Origin of the sequence: Kitasatospora sp. NPDC096128 (assembly GCF_040303105.1) — a bacterium.
Lineage (GTDB): Bacteria > Actinomycetota > Actinomycetes > Streptomycetales > Streptomycetaceae > Kitasatospora.
In genome coordinates, this window is the sequence record NZ_JBEOSP010000068.1 from 1 (window position 1) to 15,410 (window position 15,410).

The window sequence follows — 15,410 nt, forward strand, 5'->3', positions numbered from 1 at the left end:
GGTCAGCTTCTGTAGTGCCGCCAGTACACGTCGGTGCTCGTCGTTGTGGATGGCGTGGTCCTCTGCGGAGGCCGCGTCCGGCTCGTGCGGCGGCATCCACCCGGAACGGCTCCGCCTGCGACGCGACCGCCTGGGACGGGATCGCCTGAGGTGGGATCGGGACGGGCGGCGGCTGCCAGGCGTTCGACGGCCACTGCCACTGTCCTCCGGTGGGCTGCCCAGTCATGTGCTCGTCCTTCCAGCGCCGCCCCCCGTCGTACCTTTCCCGTGCTCAACGAGCGCGCCGACGCGGGGACATGACCCGGAAGAGGGGTCTGAACGGGCGCTGATTGCCATCGCGCCACATGCTGGGGGTCATGGAGACCAACAGCACGTCCGCACACCTGGTCGAAGTCGCCGAATTCCGGACCGACAGCCGCTACCGCCTCGTCCACTTCGAGGGGCACGGCTGGGAGCCGCTCGCCCCCGAGGAGTTCGAACCCCGCCTCCACCAGCTCTTCCCCGACCTGGACCCACGTGACCCCGCCAAGGTGCACTGGGCCGACCGCCCCTGGGAATGGCCGGTCTGGCACCCCGGCGAGGCCTGAGCCACTGATCAACCGGCCCCCGCGTTCGCTACGCTTTCCGGGTGAGCGTGGATCACTTCTGGCGCCGCCTGCCAGGCCAGGCCGTGGACGCCTGTTCGCCCGAGGAACTCGGCGAACTCGTGCCCCGGAGCCGCGACGTCCGCTACGACCGGCTCGTCGCCGCCGGACTCGCCCTCGGCGTACGGCATACCGCGGTCCTGATGGAACTCGCCCTCACCGAGAACGGCCTCCACCCCGACCCGGCCGCCCGGCTCCCCGTCTACGGCGGCACGCGTACAGACCGCGCAGATCAAATCGACGGCGGAGAGCGAGCCGACCGCGGAGACAGAGTCGACCGCGGAGATCGAGTCGATCGCGGAGGCGCCGGAGAGCACGGAGACGCAGGGATGCTGGTGCTGCGCCCCGAACAGGTCGCCGCCGCGTTCACCTTCCTGCGCGACTCGGCACTCGGCGAACTCGTCCGCCAACAGGACACGGTGCTCGCCCGCCGGGTCGCCCAACTCGGCTCCGAGCCGCCCTGGTCCGAGTCCTGGGCCGCCCGCGTCGTCCACGACCTTCGCGAACTACGGGACTTCTTCGCCGTCGCGGCCGCCGCCGGCGACGCCATCATCGTCCGGGAGTCCGAATGACCGACCAGATGACCGGCCAGACGCGCGCCCCCGGCACGGCCGGCTACGGCGAAGCGGCCGAGCAACTCGCCGTCCAGTACGAGAGCGTGGACTTCGCCGACGTCCACCGCGCCCGGCTGCACCTCTACCCGGCCCCGCCCGCCGCCGTCCTCGACATCGGCGCGGGCACCGGCCGCGACGCGGCTGCCCTTGCCGCCCTCGGTCACCAGGTCACCGCCGTCGAGCCGACACCCGAACTACGGGCCGTCGCCGCCCGGTTGCACCCCCGCGCGGGCATCCGCTGGATCGCCGACGCGCTGCCCGCACTGCCCCTGCTCAGCGCCGAGGGCGAGCAGTACGACCTGATCCTGCTGACCGCCGTGTGGATGCACCTCACCCCCGCCGAACGCCCGCCCGCCATGCAGGCCGTGGCCCGGCTCCTCGCCCCCGGCGGCCGCCTCGCCCTCACCCTGCGCCACGGCCCCGTCCCGCCAGGCCGCCGGATGTTCGACCTCCCGGCCGCCGATACCGTCACCCACGCCCGGGCCCACGGCCTCGGTCTCCTTCACCAGGGCACCCACCCCGACCCGCACGCCCGCGAGGGTGTGACCTGGACCGAACTGGTCCTCGAACGCGGGCGGTAGGCGCCCGGGCCGCTTCTGGCCCCGGACCTTCTGGCCCCGGACCTTCTTTGGCACCGGATCTTTTGGCACCGGCCCCCACGGGCGGGACGATCCGGACATGAGCCCTGCGCCGGCGCACCACACCGGCCTGATCCTCGCCCAAGTCGCAGGCCTGCTACCGGTGTTCGGCGGGATCTGGCCGGTCGCGGCCCAGGTGCCCCGGCTGCGGCACTCGACCGCCCGGATGGTCGTCGCGGGGGTGGCCTTCGCCGCCGCCGGGGTACTGCTGATCATCGCCGTCCACCGGGGATACGCCGGGTAGGGCCTGCCCGGAGCGGTTCCCGGGTTCGGGAACCGCTCCCGGCGGACGTCAGCGGGTGCTGAAGTCGGCGTTCCAGGAGGCCGCGCCCGTACGCGCCAGGCCGACCTCGTTGTAGTCGCCGATCATGATCGCCAGGTGGCCCGAGGAGTTGATCCAGCCGTCCACGGCCGCGTCGATGTTCGTGGGCCCGTAGAAGGCGATCTCGCCGAAGCCCCGTCCGGTGTAGCCGAGACCGGCCGCGACGCGCGACGAGTCGCAGAAGTGCCCGGAGACCCGGCGCTGGTCCATCTGGTCGGCATTGCACTTCGCGGCCTGGGCGAGCGTCGCGTTGAACCGCACCGGCGCCTTGCCGTACTGGGCGCGGAGGGCGTTCAGCCGGTCCAGGAAGCGCTGCTGGTCGGAGGTGACCGGGCCCGGGCCCGGGTTCGTACCGGTGCCCGACCCGACCAGGTCGAACCGCTGGGACATGCTGCCGTTGCAACCCTCGACGGTGACCTCCTGGTCGAGGCCGTGGTACGTCAGACAGCCGTTGCCCTTGGCGTTGTGGAGGTACGTGCCGCCCTCGGCGGCGGACTCCAGGGTCCACTGCTGGTTGTCGCCCGCCCACCAGTGGATGAACTGGGTGGACCGGCCGTCCCGGGTGTCCATCTCCAGCACGCGCTCGGTGCCGTTGACGTTGCGGGCGAAGTCGACCCGGTCGCCCGGCTTGTTGGAGATCCAGAACGAGGTGGAGGCGTCCTGGTAGCCGCGGGCGATGATCCGCGAGCCCTCGCCGTCGGAGCTGGCCAGCGAGTGGTGGTTCTGGTGGTCCTGGATCGTGACCATCTGCTCGACCACACCGGCGGTCGCGGCGTTCGCCGGCGCCGCCAGCATCGTGGCGCCGCTCGCGGATATCGCGGAGACGGCGAGCGCCAGGGCCGCCAGCCGGGTACGGCGGCGGGTGGTGCCCGGACGGAGGAGGGTGTGACGGGACGGCTGGGACATCGGGATCTCCTGCTCTCGGTGGACCGCGTGCGACTGTGCAGGCGGACGAAGAGCAGGACAACAAAGACGGGTAGACAAACAATCAACGGCGGGCGTCGTGCGGGTGCGGGTGCGGGTGCGGGTGGCGGTGGCGCTTCTTCATCCACAAGGCCGCGCACCCTGCCGTGATCAGGCCGGCGACGGCAAGGGCGGGCCCGCCGAGGGTGACGATTCGCTGGAGGGAGGCGGCGGCGCCGTAGCCGATACCGGCTTCGGCGGTGGCCCACAGGCAGGCGGCGGTGGCGCTGTAGGGGGCGATGCGGCGGTAGGGCAGGCGGGTGGCGCCCGCGAAGTGGGGTGCGAGGGTACGCACTACGGGGATGAAGCGGGCCAGCAGGACGGCTCGGCCGCCGTGGCGGACGGTGAGGGCCTCGGCGCGTTGCCAGAGGGGGGCGGGGATGCGGCGGGCCGCGCGGCCGGTGCGCAGCCGCTGACCGAGGAGGCGGCCGGTGCGGTGGGCGAGGAGGTCGCCGGCGATGACGGCGCCGGCCGCGGTGGCGATGACGAGGGGGAGGCTGATGTGGCCGGCGCGGGCCAGCGCGCCGGCGGTCAGCATCAGGGTGAGGGTCGGGACGAAGGCGCCGACCAGGAGGATCGACTCGGTCAGCACGGCCAGGGCCAGCATTCCGTAGGCGGCCGGCGCCGGGAGGTGGGCGAGGAGGTCGGTCAGGACGTGCATCTATCGACTCACCTGGTCCGGGTGGTGCTGCTGACCGTCGGCGCAGGGCTGGGAAGGCAGCGGGGGGTGTTGCAGGTGCCAGACGTGGGCGGGTGGCAGGTTGGCCCACACGCTCCAGCGGGCGGTGGCGTAGCGGCGCTGGTAGGCGGTCATGACGTGGTCCACGGCGGCGTGCCGGCGTGCTTCGGAGGGGGAGGCGAGAAGGGTGCGGGCGCGTCGGGTGCCGAGGTAGGCGAAGTAGGTGAGGGTTCCGCCGGGGTGGAGCAGTTCCATGTAGCGGCCCATGATCCGTTCCACGGTGCGGGGGGTGAAATTGGTCAGCGGCAGGCCGGAGACGATCACGTCGTAGCGCCGGTCGGTGTCGAGGTCCTCGACCAGGCCCTGGTGCACGGTGACGTCTGCGGACCGGGACGTCGTGCGGGGGTGGCCGGCGGCGAGGGTGCGCAGCCGGTCGGCGAAGCGGGGATTGGCCTCGACGATGTCGAGGCGGCTGCCGCGGGGAAGGCGGGGGATCAGGTGGCGGGTCACGGCGCCGGTGCCGGCGCCTGCCTCCAGGACGGCCAGCGGGCGGGGGGAGCGGGCGCGGACGGGCTCGGTCAGGGCGTGGGCGAGGGCTTTGCCGCTGGGGGCGACGGCGCCGGTGGTGCGCAGGTCGCGGGCGGCTTCGATGAGGAACATCCAGCCTTCGGCATGGCGCTGCGCGGTGGCGCGCTGGTGCGAGGTCGTCCAGTCGTTCATGGTTTCGACGCTACGGAGCGGCTTCGTCCTTCGGATCCTCCGTTCTGCGCCGGGGATGGCCGACGAAAGTAGGGGGTCGGCATGGTCTTTCGTCTGGCCGGAAACCGCGGTGGACTGCCTAGCATGGCCGGGTGATGTGGTGGAAGGGCCCGGTGTGGGCGGCGGTCGGGCGTACGGGGTTCGTGGCCTTCCTGGTGGCGGGCGCCGCGGTGAATGCTGCGCTGGTATCCGGCGGCCGGTATGTGGTGCCGGTGACCGCTGCCGCGCTGGTGTGCGCGGTGGTGCTGGTGGTGCCCCGGCTGCGGTGGTCCGTCGCGCCGTGGGTGGTCGCGGCGGGGACGGCGTGGTGGGGGTGGCTGCTGGCTCCGCTGCTGGCTGTTTCCCTGTTCGACCTGGCCGTGGCCCGTCGGATGCGGGTCGCCCTCGGCTGTGTCGTCGTGGCGCTGGGCGCCAACCTGCTCGGTGTCCAGGCCACGTCGCTGTGGGCCGACCGGCGATGGGTGTCGGCCCTGTTCGTCCTGCTGTTCGGGTTCGTGGTCGGCCTGTGGCAGGGCAACCGGCGGCGGCTGGTGAAGGCGCTGGCCTCCGAGGTCGACCACCTGCGCACGGAGTCGCAACTGCGGGAGGAGAGCGCCCGGGCCGCCGAACGCTCCCGGATCGCCGCGGAGATGCACGACGTTCTGGCCCACCGGCTGAGCCTGATCGCCCTGCACACCGGAGTGCTGGCCACCAGGGGCGACGGCCTGCCCGCGCCGGTCGTCGAGCGACTGGCGCTGCTGCGTGCCACCTCCGCCGAGGCCCTGGCCGACCTGCGCGACGTGCTCGGCGCCCTGCGCGAACCGGACGCGGCGCAGGGCGCGGCGCTCGCACCCGCGATACGGGATGTCCGGGAGCTGGTCGCGGAGGCACGCGCCGCCGGGCAGCACGTGGAGCTGACCGTCGACGGCGTTCCCGAGCAGGCTCCCACGACCCACCGGCTGGCCGCGTACCGCATCGTCCAGGAGGCCCTGACCAACGTCCGCAAGCACGCGGGCGGCGCCGCGGTGACCGTACGGGTCGACTACCGCCCGCCCGCCACCCTGATCGAGGTCACCAACACCCCTGGCGTCCCCGGCACTTCCGGCACGGGCTCGTCGGTCTGCGCGAGCGCGTCAGCGCGCTGGGCGGCGACCTGGACGCAGGACCCGCCGGCGCCGGCGCCTGGCGGCTGGCCGCCCGCATCCCCCACCCCGTCGGTATCGCACAGAACGGCACCCGCACATGATCCGCGCCATGATCGTCGACGATGACGCCCTGGTCCGCCTCGGCCTGAGCGACCTGCTCGACGGCGACCCGGGCATCCAGGTCGTCGCCCAGGCCGTGGACGGCCTGGACGCCGTCGAGCAGGCCGGCGCCCATCGCGTGGACGTGGCCCTGGTCGACGTGCGCATGCCGCGCATGGACGGCATCACCGCGACCGCCCGGCTACGTGCCCTTCCCCACCCGCCCAAGGTGATCACCCTGACCACCTTCGACCTCGACGAGTACGTCTACAACGCACTCGCCGCGGGAGCCGACGGGTTCCTGCTCAAGGACACCGATCCCGCCGAGATCCTGCGCGCCGTCCACCTGGTGGCAGCCGGCTCCGCCATGCTCCACCCCGCCGCGGCCCGCCGACTCATCGACCGCTACCACGCCGGCAACCAGCCGAAGGCCACCGCCGCGCGGGCCCGGCTGGAGCGGCTCACTCCCCGGGAGCTGGACGTTCTGGCCCTGCTCGCCCAGGGCGAGACCAACGCCGACATCACCACCCGCCTCACGATGCGGGAAAGCACCGTCAAAGCCCACGTCAGCCGTATTCTCACCGCCCTGGGCGTCACCAACCGCGTCCAGGCCGCCCTGCTGGCCCGCGACGCGGGACTGCCCACCTGAGCAAACGAGCAGGGCACTGAAGGACGTCGGGGCACTGACCTCATGGACGCCCCGGTGACGGACTCACGGTCGCCGAAGCACACGGTGACCCGAGACCAGGACCTCGAGGATCCGGAACCTGCCCCGTCGCCACCTGTCCACCAGGCCATCGACGCCTGTCCGCGCGGCTTCTTACTGTGGCGCGCTGCCGCGCAGGATGACCGCGATCAGGTCGTCCAAGCCGTGCTCAGCCGCCTCCGGCGGTAGCACGCCGCTTACCGTCAGGCCGGCGTAGCCGTGCAGTGCCGCGACGACCGGCAGGGCGATCCGTTCGAGTGGTCCCCCGCGCACTTCGCCCCGGCGCTGCCCCTCGCCGATCAGCTCCAGGAGTTGATCGGACCATCGGTGGGCGGTCGCCCCGAGTGCTTCCGACGCCTGCGGGCTGTGCTTGACCGAGAACATCAGATCGAGCAGTGCGGCGTTGGCCACGGCGAAGCCCACGTAGGCACGGGCCGCGGCATCCAGCCGGTCGGCGAACGCCTCATCAGCGCCTTCCTGTGACGTTGCGATGGCCTCGGCGAGCCGCTCGAACCCGGTCAGCGCCAGGGCGTCCAGCAGTGCCTGCTTGGACTTGAAATGGCGACTCGGCGCGGCGGGGCTCACCCCGACCTCGCGGGCCAGTTCGCGCAGGGACAGTGCGGACGCCCCCTTCTCGCGCAGTGTCTCCTCGGCTCGCGCGAGCAGAGCGACTCGGAGGTCTCCGTGGTGGTAGGGGCGGTTCGTCATGCCCACAGCCTAGCCGGGTGTATGCGATGAATACATTGTTAACGTTGCCTACATTGTGATCAGTGCATACATTGAGGTCATGGCAAAGAACATGCTCACCCAGCCCTGGAACACCACCGACATCCCCGACCAGAGCGGCCGCACCGCCGTCGTGACCGGCGCCAACAGCGGCCTCGGACTCGCCACCGCCACGGCCCTGGCCGCCGCAGGCGCCCACGTCGTCCTCGCCGTACGGGACACCAAGCGCGGTGAAGCCGCAGCAGCGACGGTGAACGGCAGCGTGGAGGTCCGCCGGCTCGACCTGGCCGACCTTGCCTCCGTGCGCCAGTTCGCCGCTGACTGGCACGGTGACCTGGACCTGCTCATCAACAACGCCGGCGTCATGAACGTCCCCGAGGGCCGCACCAAGGACGGCTTCGAGACCCAGTTCGGCACCAACCACCTGGGCCACTTCGCCCTGACCAACCTGTTGCTGCCGCACATCACCGACCGCGTGGTGTCCCTGTCGTCGGGGGCGCACAAGGCCCCGGGCAGTCCCCGCATCCACTTCGACAACCTCAGCCTGACCGGCGAGTACAACCCGCTGACCGCCTACAGCCAGTCCAAGCTCGCCAACCTGCTCTTCACCCTGGAACTCCAGCGACGACTCGGCGCCGCCGGCTCGCCCGTCCGCGCCCTCGCCGCGCACCCCGGCTTGGCCGCCACCAATCTCCAGAGCCACGACGCCAGCCTCCTGCGAACCCTCTTCTACCGTCTCGTCAACAGGCTGATCGCCCAGGACGGCGAGGCCGGCGCACTCCCCACCCTCTACGCGGCCGTCCAGGACCTTCCCGGAGCGAGTTACGTCGGCCCCGACGGCATGTTCGAGATGCGCGGCGCCCCCTGCCTGGTCGGCCGTTCGGCAGCGGCCGGCGACCCGGCCACCGCCCGCCGCCTGTGGAGCGTCTCCGAAGAGTTGACCGGCGTCACCTTCCCGGAGCCGACTGTGGCAGTTCGATCCTGAAACCGTGGCCGACCCATCGAGTCGGCCACCTGCGACGGGGCAGGTGGCCGCACTCGGTGTCACGGAGGCTGCTCGATACAAGAGGATGCTGACGGTGGAGGACTGGGCGGAGATACGCCGGCTGCATCGAGCAGAGGGCGTGCCCATCAAGGAGATCTCACGGCGGCTGGGGGTGGCCCGGAACACGGTGCGGGCCGCGTTGAACTCGGACCGGCCGCCGAAGTACGAACGGGCCCCGCGCCGACGGGTACCGGACGCCTTCGAGCCGCAGACCCTGGGCCTGTTGAACAAGTGGACGACGATGCCGGCACCAGTGATCGCCGAGCGGATCAAGTGGCCGTACTCGAATTCGCCGCTGACGAAGAAGCCGGCCGAGATCCGGCCGGAGTCCGTCGGCATCGACCCGGTCGACCGGGTCACCTACGAACCCGGCCAGATCACCCGGTGCGACCTGTGGTTCCCGGAGGCGGTGGCGTCAGCCGAGGGTCCACTGCTGGTTGCTCTGGCCGGTGCAGGTCCACAGTTCGAGCTTGGCGCCGTCGGCGGTGGACGCCCCGGTCACGTCGAGGCAGAGCCCTGACTGCGTACCGGTGATCGTGCCGTTGGTATTGAGGGTCCACTGCTGGTTCGTGCCGCCGTTGCAGTCCCAGATCTCTACCGGGGTGCCGGGAGTCGTCTGGTTCTTGGCGGCGTCCAGGCATTTCGCGCCGCCGTAGACCGTGAGCTGGTTGCTCGTGGTGTGCGTCCAGGTCTGGTTGCCGCTGCCGGTGCAGTCCCAGGTCTGCGTCACGGTGCCGTTGGTCTGGGAGGCGCCGGGCACGTCCAGGCACTTGCCGGCGCCGACCGCGTGGACGGGGCCGGTGGTCGTGCCGGTGTTGCTGCCGCCCCAGGCGTACTGGAGCCGGTCGAGGCCGGACTGGTTGGTGATGCTGAGCGTGTAGTTCGGCGCGGTGCCCTGGAGGGAGGTGATCGCGCAGGAGGCGTTCTCGCACGGGCCGGGGCCCTGGGTCTGGTCGGCGGACTTCACGCCGGTCCACAGGATCGCGCCCATGCCCTGCTTGCGCACGGTGTCGGTGAGCGCGTAGAGGAAGGACACGTCGTTGATGCCGTCGCGGGGGCCGTCGTAGTTCACCCCGGTGGTCATCGGGACACCGAACTCGGTGAGGACGGCGCGGCTGTCGTATCCGCAGACGTTGTTCTCGAAGCTGGTGATCCAGTCGGCCTCGGTGGGGTGGGTCTCCCCGCCGAGGGTGTAGTCGTGGAGCGAGAGCAGGGTGCCGTCGAGGCGGGGGTCGGCGCCGACGACGCACAGGTTCCCCTCCCAGGAGCCGGGCACGATGATCCGTCCACGGGGTACCTGGGAGTAGTGCGCCACCCAGGCCGCCGCGATGTTGTCCTCGTCGGCGTTGCTGTAGCCCCACGGCTCGTTCATGATGCCGAAGTACACGCGGCTGTTGCCCGCGTACTTGTTGATCACGGTGTCCCACATCGCGTAGAACGAGGTGGTGTCCCCGATCACACCGCTCTGCAGCCACGGGGTGAGCACGACGTTCATGCCCAGCGCGTTGGCGGCATCGAACGCGGCGGTGTAGCTGTTCCACCAACTGCCCGAAACGGTCGCCCGGTTGAACGCCATGCGTACGGTGTTGGCTCCCAGCGCCTGGAAGCCCTTGAGGATGGGGGTGGCCTTCGCGTACGTCGTCGCATAGTCGTCCGTGTTCGACAGGCCGACCGGCGTGATGTTCCCGGTGACGAAGTTGTCATTGGGGTCGGCCCAGTTCACGCCGTGGAGCTGGCTGGTGGTGGCGTGCGCCGAGGTTCCGGTCGCCGCCTGCAGTCCGAGCAGGCCGAGCAGCATCGCGACGATCAGGCCGAGCGGTGTCAAGCGCCGGAACCGAATTTCAGGGGTCTTCATGAACTCTCCTTCAGGAACAGGGTTCGCATTGCTTGGTGAGATGCCGGCGCGGTCGCGGCTCACCTGGAGTGTCGTCGGAGCGGCCGGGCAGCGGGACCCGGACCACGTCGACATCACCGCGGCCAGACTGAGCGCCAGGAGACCCCGCTGTCCGAGTACCAGCGCCTGAGCCGGGTCCGGCCGCGCCGCGCCGCGCACAAACAGCGGACGCGATGGCCACCGCCACCGCGGCAACTAGCAGTCCAAGACGTGTGGGCCCTCCGGAGGTGTTACGCGTGCTCAAGGACAGTCAGGTGCGGCGGCGATGGGCCCTCGCGGACGCCGCGCATGGCTGACCTGCCGTCAAGTTGTTTTGCGTTTGATTCTGTTTGCCGCTCTGCGCTGATTCTTGCAAGCCAGTCGATGCCATGGCGGCGAGATGACATGGGATGGATATGGCGAGAGGCTTTCCCGACGCCCCTCGGTGTGCGGCTCGGTGTCCTGCTTGTCGGGATGGTCAAGACGCTGGAGAGCATGCCCTGGTCAAACGGGAGGGTCAAGGGGTTCGACGCAAGCTGTAGACATGGGATGTATCGGTCATTCATGCGTCACGGTGCAGTGTCCGGCCGACAGGCTGTCGCAGCTCTTGACGGTGTGCTCCTGAAGTAGTTCCCTGTTCTCCGTGTTTGATTGTGTGCCATTCTGATCGGGTGTGGTCGACTGTGTCGACAAGGCCGGCGGTCGCGCCGCGAGGCGGGCATCGACCTGCACGGCTTGACGACCCGCCCGCATGGACAAGGGAGTTCAGGCTGCCTGCCCTGCCTGTTCGTCGCCGACTGTGCCGGGGACTGGTCTCCTTGGCGTCGGAGGTCGGCCTGCACCTGTGCGGTCCCGTCATCTGGCGCCGAAGCCTGAAGCCGGCACACTCCTCCGCCCACCACCCACCAGACGAGGCCCCATGCCGACCATGACCACCCGTCTCAGCAGCGGGCTGCGGCTCGCGGCCGCCACCGCGACGGCCATCGCGATCTCCGCCTCCCTCTCCATCACCGCCCATGCCGGCACGCCCAGTTCGTTCACCCCCGCCGCCGCGTGGACGGACCAGAACGGCAACCGACTCCAGCTGCACGGCCTGGGGATCGTCAAGGCCGCAGGCACCTGGTACGGCTTCGGCGAGGACAAGAGCGGCGAGACCTCGGGCGACACCAGCTTCAAGGACATCCCCTGCTACAGCAGCACCGACCTGCAGCACTGGACCTACCAGAGCCAGGCACTGAGCCTGCAGGGCGGCGGAGACCTCGGCCCCCACCGGATCGTCGAGCGGCCGAAGGTCGTCTACAACACATCGACCGCCACCTACGTGATGTACCTGCACATCGACAACGCCTCCTACGCCGAGGCCAAAGTCGGTGTCGCCACCAGCAGTACCCCGTGCGGGCCCTACACCTACCGCGGCAGCTTCCAACCGCTCGGCTTCCAGAGCCGCGACATCGGCCTGTTCCAGGACAGCGACGGCTCCGCCTACCTGCTCACCGAGGACCGGGCCAACGGGCTGCGCATCGACCGGCTGTCCGCCGACTACCTCTCCGTCAGCTCGTCAGTGGCGCTGGTCGGCGACTATGAGGCACCGGCCCTGGTGAAGGCCAATGGCCGGTACTACCTGTTCGGCTCGCACCTGAGCGGCTGGAGCACCAACGACAACGTGTACGCCACCGCCACCTCCCTGTCCGGGCCCTGGTCCGCCTTCACCACCTTCGCCCCCGCCGGCACCCAGACCTACAACTCGCAGACCGCGAACATCATCCCGGTCATTGGCAGCTCCGCCGCCAGCTACGTCTTCGCCGCCGACCGCTGGACCGCCGGCGACCTCGGCAACTCCCCGCTGGTGTGGCTCCCGCTCACCCTGTCCGGCACCACCGCCGACGTGGGCTGGCTCAACTCCTGGTCGCTGGACACCTCAGCCGGCACCTGGACCGCCAACGCCTCTCTGCCGCCGACCGGCAGCCGGACCCTGACCAACGCGAACAGCTCGATGCTGATGGACGACAGCGGCGCCTCCACCGCCGACGGAAGCCCCATCGTCCAGTGGCCCGCCAACGGCGGCACCAACCAGCAGTGGACGCTCCAGCAGGTGTCCGGAAACACCTACACCGTGGTCAACCGGCTGAGCGGCAAGTGCCTGGACACGGCCGGGCACGCCATGGCGGCCGGCACCCGACTGGTCCAATGGACCTGCACCCCTGGCTCCCCAACCCAGCAGTGGACCACCGACGCCGTCGGCAACTACACCGACCCCGCCAACTCCGCTTTCGCCCTCAAGAACCTGGCGGCCGGCCTGGTCATCGACGTCCCCGGCAACTCCACCACCCAGGGCACCACGCTCGCCCTCTGGGACAGCAACGGTGGCCGGAACCAGAGCTGGCAGGTCTCCTGACGTTGCCATGGCCCGTCTCGATCCCGACGACCACGTTGGCCGGAGCGGGCCCTTGTCGGCACACCCGAAGACCCCGGCGGTGGGCTTCGGTGGTGGCGGCCAGGACCTCCTCGTCGGAGAAGTCGTTGTCCTCGGCGTGCTTGTTGCCGGTGATCTCCTCGCCCGACATGCTCAGCTTGACCAGGTCGGCACCGTGGGCGACGTTGCGGCGGACCTGCTTGCGCATCTCCTCGGGGCCGTCGGCGAACGCGGTGATGCCGTCGACGAGTTCGCCCCCGGTGACGGCGATCTCTGTGGGCGTCGCGCAGGCCGGACCTGAGGAACTGCCCGCCGCCGTCGACGACGCGCACACCCTCGCGCGGCAGGTCCCCGCTGCCGCGCCGGACGTCGGTGATGCGCTCGCCGCGCACGAGGACCTCGCCGTCGAACGGCTCGCTGCCGCTGGAGGCGAAGACACGGACGTCGGTGAACAGGATCGAGGTGCCCGGTGACACTCTCGGTGGGCAGGTGCAGCCGCAGTGCGTTCGGGCCGCTCGCGAGGTTGGCGGCGGTGTTCTGCTAGCCCAGGACATGGATGAGGCCGTGCACGGGGTGGTGCTGACGACCGCCGTCCACGATCGTGCCGGAGAACGCGGCCTCACTGGTCGAGATGCACATGGTGGCAAGGTAGCGCCCCCGTTCGCGCGGGAACCGGGAGAGGGTCCGCACGAGTCCCGGTCGCGGACTGGCAAAGACCGTGAGGGCGCGCAGGTCACCCACGCGGAATCCGTGCCTGAACCTGAACCACCTGCTCGACGCAGGACCTGAACCTGAACCACCTGCTCGATACAGGAGGGGTGATCGCGCAGGCAGTCGGATGGGGCGACTTCCTGCGTGAGGTGGGGTCAGTGGTCGCCGAAGGCGTCGAGGACCAGGCGGTCGGCCCAGTGGCGGAGGGCGGGGGCGAGGGGTGGGTGGGTGAGGCCGGCGGCGGCGGACAGGGCGTCGGCGGAGGAGGTGTCGTAGTGGTCCTCGGAGAGGAAGGTGAGGGTCTCCGGGTCGGCTCCGGTGAGGGCGCGGGGGAGCCGGCGGACGAGCGGGACGGGGATCAGGCCGCGGGGTGGGCGGACGCCGAGGTGGGTGGCGAGGAGAGCGATCAGGTCGGGGAGGACGGGTGTGGCGGGGTCGAGGACGGTGTGGGCGGCGGTCGGGGCGTGGTCGTGCGCCGGGACGGCGGCCAGGAACCGGGCCAGGTGGTCGACGGTGACGACCGGCAGGAAGGTGCGGCGGGTGCCCGGCAGCAGGGGGAGGCGGCCACGGTGGAGCCGGCGTACCAGTTGGGCGAGACCGAGGTACTGGCCGGCTTCGCCGGTGGCCGAATGGCCGATCACGCTGCTCGGGTTGACGGTGGTGAGCGGGACACCGAGTCGGGGTGCCGTGACGCGGACGGCGGCGTCGCCGAGTTGCTTGGACGCCTCGTAGGCGCCGAGGCGGGAGTAGAGGGCGGCGGTGGTGCCGGGGTCGAGCGGGTACCGGGGGTGGGGGTCGCGGCCGACCCGGTAGCCGGAGAGGTGAACCAGGCGGCGCAGCCGGGGCCGGGTCGCGGACCAGTGCAGTGCGTGCAGGGCGCCGTCGACGTTGGCGGGTTCGGCCTGGGCACGGGTGAGGCCGAAGCGGTAGCGGGCGGCGAGGTTGTGGACGTCGCGCACCTCGGCGAGCCGGGCGTCGTCCTCGGGGGAGAGGCCGAGGCCCGGGCGGGCGAGGTCGGCGATGACGGTGGTCAGCGGGGTCGGGTCGGCATCGTGCTCGCGCAGCCAGGTGCGGAGGTCGGCGTCGCTCTCGGGGGTGCGGACGGCGGCGGCCACGGGCTCGTTGCGGCGGAGGAGTTCCAGGAGTAGCCAGCGGCCGAGGAAACCGCCGGCGCCCAGGACGAGGGCGTGCGGGGGTGGGGGCGTGAGCGTGGGTGGCATGGGTGGTAGGTACCTTTCTGTAGACCGGTCTGCATATTTTTGGCGCATGGAGCGGTGCTCTGCCGAGGCGGTGGCACGCTCTGGCGCTATGGGCGGCTGGGAGCGGCCGGGTCGGCGGGGCGGAGGAATGTGTGGCGCAGGTTGCTCGGTGGTCTGTGGACCGGTCTACACATTCTTGTCTGTGGACCGGTCTGCATATTTGTCGGTGCGGGGTCAGCGCTCAGCGGGAGCGACCGCGAGTGCCTGCCGGCTGCCGGCTACCGGCGGCCGGGGGCCTTGGCGCCGAGGAGGTGGAGGACGGCGTGGCGGGCGTCGTCCAGGGGCTCGCGGCTGCGCCTGACCGAGGCGAGCAGTACCGCGCCCTCCATCAGGGCCAGTGCCTGGCCGGCGGCCACCGAGGCCTCGGCCGGTCGGAAACCCCCGGCCGACAGCCGCTCGGCCAGGATGCGCTGCCAGCCGTCGTACACCTCGGCGCAGACGGCACGCAGAGGCTCGTTGGTGCCGGCGACCTCCAGGGCGACGGTCGCGATCGGGCAGCCCTTGGTGTAGTCGGACCGGGCCAGGCGCTCGGCGAACACCTCGGTGAGGTGTCGGCTGAGCGCGGCGGCGTCGGCCCCGTCGGCGGCCAGGCCGGTCAGCAGGTCCGTGACCTCCTGGCCGGCCTCCAGCAGTGCGGCCGCGACCAGTTGGTCCTTGCCGCCGGGGAAGTGGAAGTAGAGCGAGCCGCGCGGAGCGCCGGTGACGGCCAGGACCTGGTTGAGGCCCGTGCCGGAGTACCCCTGTTGCTCGATCAGTTCCCGGGTGCCGGCGATCAGCCGGGCCCGGGTCTCCTCGCCCTTGGCTCCCATAGGAAGAGACTGTAGACCGGTCTGCA

16 protein-coding genes and 1 pseudogene are annotated in these 15,410 nt (G+C 71.0%); 10 read left to right on the plus strand and 7 right to left on the minus strand.

Features of this window, described 5'->3' with window-relative positions; all coding sequences use genetic code 11:
• Window positions 1-356 precede the first annotated feature (356 nt).
• The 4 genes from ABTY61_RS39015 (at window position 357) to ABTY61_RS39030 (ending at window position 2,140) form a co-directional block, all read left to right on the plus strand.
• On the plus strand, window positions 357-587 hold the full coding sequence (locus tag ABTY61_RS39015) for a hypothetical protein (protein WP_350509968.1): 231 nt from the start codon (window positions 357-359) through the stop codon (window positions 585-587).
• A 41-nt stretch (window positions 588-628) separates the two neighbouring features.
• A complete protein-coding gene (locus ABTY61_RS39020) occupies window positions 629-1,216 on the plus strand; it encodes a hypothetical protein (protein WP_350509969.1) in 588 nt (195 codons plus the stop codon).
• Window positions 1,213-1,839 carry a class I SAM-dependent methyltransferase gene (locus ABTY61_RS39025; protein WP_350509970.1) on the plus strand — a complete coding sequence of 209 codons (627 nt, stop codon included), beginning with the start codon at window positions 1,213-1,215 and terminating at the stop codon, window positions 1,837-1,839. Before ABTY61_RS39020 ends, ABTY61_RS39025 begins: the two co-directional genes overlap by 4 nt.
• A gap of 97 nt (window positions 1,840-1,936) precedes the next feature.
• On the plus strand, window positions 1,937-2,140 hold the full coding sequence (locus tag ABTY61_RS39030; protein ID WP_350509971.1) for a hypothetical protein: 204 nt from the start codon (window positions 1,937-1,939) through the stop codon (window positions 2,138-2,140).
• A 48-nt stretch (window positions 2,141-2,188) separates the two neighbouring features.
• On the opposite strand, the gene ABTY61_RS39035 is transcribed toward ABTY61_RS39030, so the two are convergent.
• The 3 genes from ABTY61_RS39035 to ABTY61_RS39045 form a co-directional block, all read right to left on the minus strand.
• The gene (locus tag ABTY61_RS39035; RefSeq protein WP_350509972.1) at window positions 2,189-3,124 is read right to left on the minus strand and encodes a CAP domain-containing protein; all 936 of its coding nucleotides are present in this window, start codon (window positions 3,122-3,124) and stop codon (window positions 2,189-2,191) included.
• A gap of 82 nt (window positions 3,125-3,206) precedes the next feature.
• Window positions 3,207-3,842 (minus strand): DedA family protein, encoded by a 636-nt coding sequence (locus ABTY61_RS39040; RefSeq protein ID WP_350509973.1) that lies wholly within the window; start codon window positions 3,840-3,842, stop codon window positions 3,207-3,209.
• On the minus strand, window positions 3,843-4,580 hold the full coding sequence (locus ABTY61_RS39045) for a class I SAM-dependent methyltransferase (protein WP_350509974.1): 738 nt from the start codon (window positions 4,578-4,580) through the stop codon (window positions 3,843-3,845). It abuts the gene before it with no gap.
• A gap of 134 nt (window positions 4,581-4,714) precedes the next feature.
• Here ABTY61_RS39045 and ABTY61_RS39050 point away from each other — a divergent pair, with 134 nt between their 5' ends.
• Both ABTY61_RS39050 and ABTY61_RS39055 read left to right on the plus strand, forming a co-directional pair.
• The gene (locus ABTY61_RS39050; RefSeq protein ID WP_350509997.1) at window positions 4,715-5,869 is read left to right on the plus strand and encodes a sensor histidine kinase; all 1,155 of its coding nucleotides are present in this window, start codon (window positions 4,715-4,717) and stop codon (window positions 5,867-5,869) included.
• Window positions 5,841-6,491, plus strand: coding sequence for a response regulator (locus ABTY61_RS39055; RefSeq protein ID WP_350509975.1), 651 nt, complete (start codon window positions 5,841-5,843; stop codon window positions 6,489-6,491). The genes ABTY61_RS39050 and ABTY61_RS39055 overlap by 29 nt, the downstream gene beginning before the upstream one ends.
• 171 nt (window positions 6,492-6,662) lie before the next feature.
• On the opposite strand, the gene ABTY61_RS39060 is transcribed toward ABTY61_RS39055, so the two are convergent.
• A complete protein-coding gene (locus ABTY61_RS39060) occupies window positions 6,663-7,256 on the minus strand; it encodes a TetR/AcrR family transcriptional regulator (RefSeq protein WP_350509976.1) in 594 nt (197 codons plus the stop codon).
• 79 nt (window positions 7,257-7,335) lie between these two features.
• On the opposite strand from ABTY61_RS39060, the gene ABTY61_RS39065 reads away from it, so the two are divergent.
• Together ABTY61_RS39065 and ABTY61_RS39070 are read left to right on the plus strand one after the other, a co-directional pair.
• Window positions 7,336-8,259 (plus strand): oxidoreductase, encoded by a 924-nt coding sequence (locus ABTY61_RS39065; RefSeq protein WP_350509977.1) that lies wholly within the window; start codon window positions 7,336-7,338, stop codon window positions 8,257-8,259.
• Between the two features lie 85 nt (window positions 8,260-8,344).
• Window positions 8,345-8,731 (plus strand): annotated as a pseudogene (locus ABTY61_RS39070) (IS21 family transposase); the annotation flags it as partial.
• A 3-nt stretch (window positions 8,732-8,734) separates the two neighbouring features.
• Here ABTY61_RS39070 and ABTY61_RS39075 read toward each other — a convergent pair.
• Window positions 8,735-10,174 (minus strand): ricin-type beta-trefoil lectin domain protein, encoded by a 1,440-nt coding sequence (locus ABTY61_RS39075; RefSeq protein ID WP_350509978.1) that lies wholly within the window; start codon window positions 10,172-10,174, stop codon window positions 8,735-8,737.
• A 946-nt stretch (window positions 10,175-11,120) separates the two neighbouring features.
• On the opposite strand from ABTY61_RS39075, the gene ABTY61_RS39080 reads away from it, so the two are divergent.
• A complete protein-coding gene (locus ABTY61_RS39080) occupies window positions 11,121-12,587 on the plus strand; it encodes an RICIN domain-containing protein (protein WP_350509979.1) in 1,467 nt (488 codons plus the stop codon).
• A gap of 92 nt (window positions 12,588-12,679) precedes the next feature.
• A complete protein-coding gene (locus ABTY61_RS39085) occupies window positions 12,680-13,078 on the plus strand; it encodes a hypothetical protein (protein ID WP_350509980.1) in 399 nt (132 codons plus the stop codon).
• Window positions 13,079-13,471: 393 nt separating this feature from the next.
• Here the strand turns inward: ABTY61_RS39085 and ABTY61_RS39090 are convergent, their stop codons facing one another.
• Window positions 13,472-14,536, minus strand: coding sequence for an SDR family oxidoreductase (locus tag ABTY61_RS39090; RefSeq protein ID WP_350509981.1), 1,065 nt, complete (start codon window positions 14,534-14,536; stop codon window positions 13,472-13,474).
• 257 nt (window positions 14,537-14,793) lie between these two features.
• Window positions 14,794-15,384, minus strand: a complete 591-nt coding sequence (locus ABTY61_RS39095; RefSeq protein WP_350509982.1) for a TetR/AcrR family transcriptional regulator — start codon at window positions 15,382-15,384, stop codon at window positions 14,794-14,796.
• Between the last annotated feature and the right edge of the window lie 26 nt (window positions 15,385-15,410).